Annotated in this window: 3 protein-coding genes and 3 pseudogenes; 2 read left to right on the top strand and 4 right to left on the bottom strand. The window is 42.5% G+C overall.

Annotated features, from left to right (window positions below; translation table 11 throughout):
• Positions 1 to 106, top strand: a pseudogene (locus tag H6G96_RS39745) (IS5/IS1182 family transposase); the annotation flags it as partial.
• Positions 107 to 164: 58 nt separating this feature from the next.
• On the opposite strand, the pseudogene H6G96_RS39750 reads toward H6G96_RS39745, so the two are convergent.
• The 4 genes and pseudogenes from H6G96_RS39750 to H6G96_RS39765 all read right to left on the bottom strand — a co-directional run.
• Positions 165 to 3,485 (bottom strand): annotated as a pseudogene (locus tag H6G96_RS39750) (NACHT domain-containing protein); the annotation flags it as partial.
• 483 nt (positions 3,486 to 3,968) lie between these two features.
• A complete protein-coding gene (locus H6G96_RS39755) occupies positions 3,969 to 4,901 on the bottom strand; it encodes a hypothetical protein (protein WP_190920028.1) in 933 nt (310 codons plus the stop codon).
• 137 nt (positions 4,902 to 5,038) lie between these two features.
• Positions 5,039 to 5,983, bottom strand: coding sequence for a hypothetical protein (locus H6G96_RS39760; protein ID WP_190920046.1), 945 nt, complete (start codon positions 5,981 to 5,983; stop codon positions 5,039 to 5,041).
• Positions 5,984 to 6,091: 108 nt separating this feature from the next.
• Positions 6,092 to 6,325: a helix-turn-helix transcriptional regulator gene (locus H6G96_RS39765; protein WP_100904288.1), complete on the bottom strand. Its 234-nt coding sequence runs from the start codon at positions 6,323 to 6,325 to the stop codon at positions 6,092 to 6,094.
• A 172-nt stretch (positions 6,326 to 6,497) separates the two neighbouring features.
• On the opposite strand from H6G96_RS39765, the pseudogene H6G96_RS39770 reads away from it, so the two are divergent.
• Positions 6,498 to 7,009: pseudogene (locus H6G96_RS39770) on the top strand (hypothetical protein); the annotation flags it as partial.

Here is a 7,009-nt window from a genome sequence, read left to right on the forward strand (position 1 = left end):
ACGACGTTTCTTTGATAATCAAGCTGTTGAATTATTTCTCCAATGTGCTGCGCTTAACCGCATGATCCAGTTAGGCAAGCCGGACAGTTACAAAGTAGAAAACTAATACTACTCCACTATCGGATTAGTATGTCTTTTTTTCATTCACGCAACAAAGCCCTTTGTATATCCCATAGTTTCACTGTTTTATCCACACTATCACCAGCACTAGCAATCATGTGACCATCTGGACTGAAGGCCACTGACCAGATTTCACCAGTATGCTCTTGTAAAGTTTTGAGGCATTTGCCACTTTGGATATCCCATAGCTTTACTGTTTGGTCTCTGCTACCACTAGCAAGTAGCTGACCATCTGGGCTAAAGACAACTGACCACAAGGATTGAGAATGTCCTTGTAAAACTTTGACACATTCCCCACTTTGAACATTCCATAGCTTGACTGTTTGACTAGTTCCACCGCTAGCAATTATCTGACTGTCTAAGCTAAAGACTAGTGAACGTATTTTCTCATGCGGTTGCAAAGTTCTGATACAGTCACCAGTCTGGATATTCCATAACTTTATTGTTTGATCATCACTTCCACTAGCAAGTATCTGACTTTCATGACTAAAAGCTACTGACCATACCATATCAGTATGTCCTTGCAAGGTTTTCAGGCATCTCCCTGTATCGATATCCCATAACTTTACCGTTTGATCATTACTGCTGCTAGCGAGTACCTTACCTTCATGACTGAATACGACTGAACGTACCCAATTAGTATGACCTCTGCAAATTAAAATTTCTCTTGTACTTGTGACTTCCCAGACCCTAATTACACCTGTAAAATCACCTATGGCTAATAGTTTACTATCTGGACTAAATGCTACTGCGAAAACTCTACCTAAGACCTGAGCAAAAATGGAATCAACCAAATTTGATTTAGCTAAATTCACACGTCGCAAACTTGCGCCTGAAAAATCAGCGCCTTTAATCACAGCACCATTAAAATCTTTACCTTCCAAGCCTACCTTATCAATTTTTACCAGTAGTGTCGCCGCATTCCCGCCAACAAAACCAGCCTCATCTTCACTTTTTCCCCGCGTTGCTTCAATTACAGTAAATAGAGATTCGCTATTACTCAAAATCGGCACCAGTAAATCCATTACTGCTTTTGTCAGTGGCACTTCACCAAAAGTCTCTCTAAGTTTCTCAAAACACTCACTTCTAAATTCTTTTAGTGGTGCATTCCCCGAAGGGGTTGTCATAGGCATTGCCCCCCCACTCTCTTGCGGCGAAAAATAACCAGACCAAGTATAATCAATAGCTGCTGCACTGTTATCCAAACCAGACTGTGCTTGGGCTAATTCCGTAAAATCGCTAGCCAAAGCTCCCAGCTCTGCCGCAAATTTATACGCCACAAAAAACTCTAATAACGACCTATGCGCTGGAGTATAGTCCCCATCAGCATTGCGGACAAGCATCGTCTGCGCCATCATGTCATAATGCCAGTGATCTAAATCTTTCTCCTCTTGGACAATAGAACCAAATAAGCGGCGAATGCGTTCTGGGAACAGTCGATAATTCAGGCTCATTTGGTCAGTGGACAGCATTTCCCAGGAGAGTTCGCACAAAAAATATAGTTTTTCAGCCAAAGAAGTAAAAGTACGCTCCGCTTTGATGTCCCGTTCCATCTTGCGCCGCACTGCATACAAATAAACCCGTGACATATCCACAGGTTTACCCGCCTTAATATCTGGCAATGCTTCCAAGATCAAGTCAGTCATCACTGGGCGACGAGCTAAGTCTAATAATTGCGGATTGCCTAGTACTTGTTCTACTGTCGTTGCTTCAGTTTGGTATGACAACACCTGCCGAATTTGCTCATCGTTGAATTTCTCCAGTTCCAGCACTTCAAATTGAGGTGTTTCGCCAGTTAATTTTTTAGTTGATGCTTGCAGTTCTGCATTTAGTAAAGCACGTCCTTCCTTCGCCTCTGGGAAATGCTCAGTACGACAGGTGAGGATGACTTTAGCACCGGGAACTACCACTTTCGCTAGTTCCCAAAAGTTGTTAATCATCTGTTGGCGGTCAACTTTTGCTGCCATTTCGTCAAAGCCATCGAAAATGAGCAGCAACTTACCCATGCGATTGAGTTGGTCAAAGACTTCGCTGTTGATGCGGATATTGTGTTGGGTAAAAAAGAAACCTGCCAAAACATTCTCAACATTTAGTGCTTTGGCAAAGTCACGCAGGGTAATTACTAAAGGCAGACGGGGACGTTCAACGCCACGTTTTTGGGCATCGCGGTAACGTTGCAGTGCAGTCCAAGCATAGTGAAAGACAAACCAAGTTTTACCTGTGCCAAATTCTCCCAGAATGGAAATATGCTCTTTGGCGGGGTCATCAAGCCATAAGTCAATATAGCCATCAATCCAGCCGTCTTCTTCTTCATATCGACTCACGCCGATTCGCCGCTTGCTAACCGGGTCAATTTCTTCTTTTGTACAAGCAAGGGGTACATACTTAGTATCAATTTTTCGGCGTTTGATTTCTGCTTCTAGCCAGTCAAGATACCCACTAAAGTCAGCATCCAAGTCAATTAGTTCGTCAAAAGTGAAACAATCAAGGCGATGATTTTCTTCCTTCTTGACTTCATCCCTTGCTGCGCGGGAAATCCGGCGGGTAGTTACCAACCATCCTTCATCCGTTTTTTGCACCTCAACTGAGGAGCGCAACGCCATAACATCACTCAGTTTAACTTCTCCAGCAACACCACGTATAAGAATGCGGTCATAACTGCGACGTACTGGGATGTTGATAATCCATTCAAAATATTCTTCTGCCCAGATTTCATATTTTTCCAGGGTATACCCCAGGGTTTCAAACCATCCTCGCATTTGTTGGGCAAGTGCGATCGCTCTACATTGGTTTGCAGTCGCAGTTCCTGGTAGTGCAGGATAATTCTCTACTGCCAACCTTGCTATTTCTGTCCGAATTCCCTCCAGCGTCGGCAATCTTTCCAGTTGTTCTTGGATACAAGCAATCCTTTTATGTAGAGAACCAATTTTCTGGTTTAGCAACACATCAGAGGGAGTGCGAGTGCGTTTAGCAACTTCAATAAATACAGTCGCAAATTCAGCCACTTCTCGCCTGACATCAAGTTCCAAACTACTAATTTCATCACCCAAGGTATAGGTATCTAAAAAAGCATCAACCTCAGAAAGCAGAATTGAGGGGTTATTGTGGTCTAATGCTGTGCGAAAAGCTTGTTTAATTGCTTGTTGTCGGAACAATTCGAGCAATGGCTTAGGTTTGCCTACGCCATATTCTACTAGGGCGTAAGCATAAACACCACTAAAATCAGCAGGTGGATGCTCTGGATCGAGGTTAAATTGCTGGAGTAACTTAATTACAGTCTCCGAACGCAGAATTTTTTCTTTAATCAAAGGGTTGGCGATGCTAGTAATTGCGTTGAAGACCAGATCCAGGTTAATCAAGCTCATTAGGATACTCCGAAAGCACAGAGCTATCTTGCTAACTAAGGGTTAATTACTGTTACAAATAATATACCGCCAAAAACAGTTTTATGAAGAGTTGACAAGACAGTTAGCTATTACACTTTAACTTCGGACTCTAGAAGGCTCAAAAGTTTTTCTTCCAACTCAGTAAGATAAGGTCGATTCAGCTTCCCCAGCATCTCCAAAAACCTCTGCACCGATTCCTCAAGCCCACTCGAATACACCCGATTAATGCGATCAGCGAAGCTGGGCGTTCCGCCATCGCCAAGATTTGGGCTGGAAGCGATTGCAGATTACCTGCACGTTCGTATTTAATTTAGAAAAAAGAAATCACACTGTATTTTCTACCTAAAGTAATGTATTTCTTGTCACCTATTAAATAATTTCGGATAACAGTGTAACCGATAGCAGTAAACTTTTGCACAGCGTTCTCCAGTGGCAGTAGCAAGCAGCTTACCCATTAATTTTCTAATCGTCTAGTTCGTTTTTATAGCCACAGACGAGACATTCCCCGTACACATCAACAAAAGTGCTATCGCAGCCAGAAACTTGGCAATTAACCTTCATAACTTCTTCAATAGCTTCTAAATTCTCACAACAGCAGAAACAATAAAGGGAACTTTTACTTCCAGTTTCATCTATTACCATTTGTGCAAAATTCGGTTTACCTCCTTGCTTGTTCGCAGCACGTTTGCATAAAGGGCATTGATACAGCTTTTCCTTGGTACGAAATCCTGTATATTTCTCAATATGTTCTGGGGTAAAATAATTAACAATAACTTCCATCTCCACCATCATTTGAGACTTAACATAGTATTCAAGATCAATAAAGGGTGAAACTGGACTTTTTTCAAGGAACTCTTTGTGAATTTTTAACCATTTCTTACCATAGTTTAAATTATCAACTGCTTCAAAAACTGATATTAATACTTGAGATACTTCTACAGCTATAGAGTTGCTTACGCTATGAAAAGCTATATTCCTATGCTGTCTTAGTTCACTAACCATTTTCTTAAATTCTTCTGAAAGCCGATGTTGTCTTACAGTGTCATAGACTTTAATTAAGTCTTGTGCATCTATTGTACGAAACTGTGAAAAAGGAGTATCAGTTTTTGCAAACTTATCCCAGTTACGCTGATCTGAAATAAGAAGATATGGGCTGACTTCTGCAATACATCCTTTGAGTAATAATTCAATTCCCTGCTGAACAAGAGCTAGCGAAGTTATGAGCTTAGGTCGTCCTAATTCCCAAAATTCTTTTATCTCATCTGTATCAGGTTGATAGCCATCTTCTGGAATCTGAAGATCAATTAGTAAGTCTATAGCTTGTGACCAAGCATAATCTAGAAATCTCCACCCAGATATAAAGAAATCATTTGGCTCTGGTATATCAGTAATCATTTATAAGTTATGTTCTAAGAAATCAAAAACTATACATCAATCTTAGTCTGTACTCCCAATGCGTCAATAAATACCTTCAACAAATTTTCACCATTCCAAAGACATTAGATTTCAAACTTATAAAATTATTAAGAATCTTATTTTTTTACATATTCAAACTCCAGAACTGTCAACAATTTTTCCTCTATGCCCGTCAAATAACCCCGATTGAGCTTTCCCAACGACTCCAAAAACTTCTGCACCGACTCCTCCAGCCCACTCGAATACACCCGATTAATGCGATCGCAAATCACCCGCATCTGCTCACACTCGGCAGGTAAGTAGCTGAAGGACTTCAGATGTTGCAATCCAACCGTATATTCCCCATCCCAGGTTTTGACAGTGCAACTGAATTCGCCCACATGGTTAACTATACCCCAGCAGCCACCTTTGCCCCTCAGTTCGGGATTGTCTTTAACAAGGATTTGGCAGACTTCGCCAATTTGGTATGTGTTTGGTACTTTTGTCCTTTCCATGATGCGCTGCACCACATCTTTGACAATTCTGGCTGGCGGCACTTTTCCCCCTGCCTGCTCCACCGCTTGCCGCCATACTTCTTGCTGTTGCGATGGTTCTAGCTTAGTCAGTGGTCGAACTTGGCGTTCGGTTGTAGGCAAAATTTGGGAACCATTGGTTCCCATTTCATCCGGTATCTCATTTTGGGAACCATTGGTTCCCATTATTATGTTGTCAACTACATTTGAAGCAGCTATTAAATAATTTACATGCCGGTGAGTATACGCAAACCGAGAACGGCAATATTCCTCAAACGTCTTGTGGGTCGAGCGGTACAATCTGCGATCGCGCAATTCTGCCAGTGCCTTACCCGCCTCAAAAAACGCTCTTTCCACACGGCGCTCTAGGTGAAGGCGATCGCGTTGTTCCGTTTCGGACAACTCCTCTACTTCAGCAGCAGTAACTGTAATTGTTGCTGAAGCTGGATTTTCTGGATCAAAGGTGTCTTCGGCAGAACTAGCGGTTGCTTGTAAATTGTTGGAGACAGCAGAGGTGGCTTTTTTGCGGTTCGAGGATGGTTTAGTCATGATTCCACCCTTTCAAATGGTATTTCTCAGACTAGATAACAATTTTATGGTTGTAGTCAGGAGCTACAATCGCTCGTTAAAAAACTAAGGGCAAGGCGAGAGGAGTAGTTAATCATCGAATTTCACTCCTAAGTCAATACCAAGTACTCGCTCAATTTTCCTTAATGTGTCTTCAGGCAAAGCATCTCGTATTCGTTCTGCCTCAATATCGTGCCAGTAAGAGCGGCTAATATCAGCTTCTCCTGCCAAAACCTCGACTGAACGCCCATCAGCTTTTCTTGCTTGTTTAATTTTTCCTCCTAAACCTGAAATTTCAATGTCTGTGTAGCGTCTGATTTTCACTATATCCACCTAAACCACCTCCTTTAATGTAAAACGTCGTCCTACACTTACTATATAGTGTCGTACATCAGTTGACAAGTGTAAACCATCAGTCTACAATATTTATATAGAGAAAGCGCCCCCGACCGGAAATCTGAAGCGCTTCTCTATGTCCATTAAGACTTTATCAATTATGACTCACGCCATTTACACTTATCAACAGCTGCAACTGAAATCTATTGCCCGACTCAAGCAAATCTACAGCGAAATTGCCTGCACAGCCGAAGTAAGCGACAAACGCTGTAAGGATGCCTGGATTTCTGCCATTGTTAACTATCAGGCAAGCAAGGTTCAGAAACTCGCCCCTGCTGCCCCCGACAACCAAACCCTCGCTCAAGCCGAACTCGACCACTTCATCGCTGACCAAGCCCAAGCGATCGCTCCCGAACCCCTCACAATAGTCGAAATTTCCTTTGACCATCACGAATATTACGCTGGTAATCAACTGGTAGCCAGCATCAGCCATGACGACAATCACTTAACGCAACGCTGGGTAGTAATGGTCAACGATAAAGAAGTATTTCGTGCCAACACTCTAATGCGTTGCGATCGCTTCATCTGGGTTGAGTCGATGGCGGGTATTATCCCGCGCACCTCTCAGTTAGATCCGGACGTGCGACTTTCACCGCATCCGGCTCCCGATGT

This window comes from Nostoc sp. FACHB-892 (assembly GCF_014698795.1).
Lineage (GTDB): Bacteria > Cyanobacteriota > Cyanobacteriia > Cyanobacteriales > Nostocaceae > Nostoc.

Excerpts from the sequence above, each read along its gene's own strand:
- H6G96_RS39755 (WP_190920028.1), bottom strand. The coding sequence starts at position 4,901 with ATGATTACTGATATACCAGAGCCAAATGATTTCTTTATATCTGGGTGG.
- H6G96_RS39760 (WP_190920046.1), bottom strand. The coding sequence starts at position 5,983 with ATGACTAAACCATCCTCGAACCGCAAAAAAGCCACCTCTGCTGTCTCC.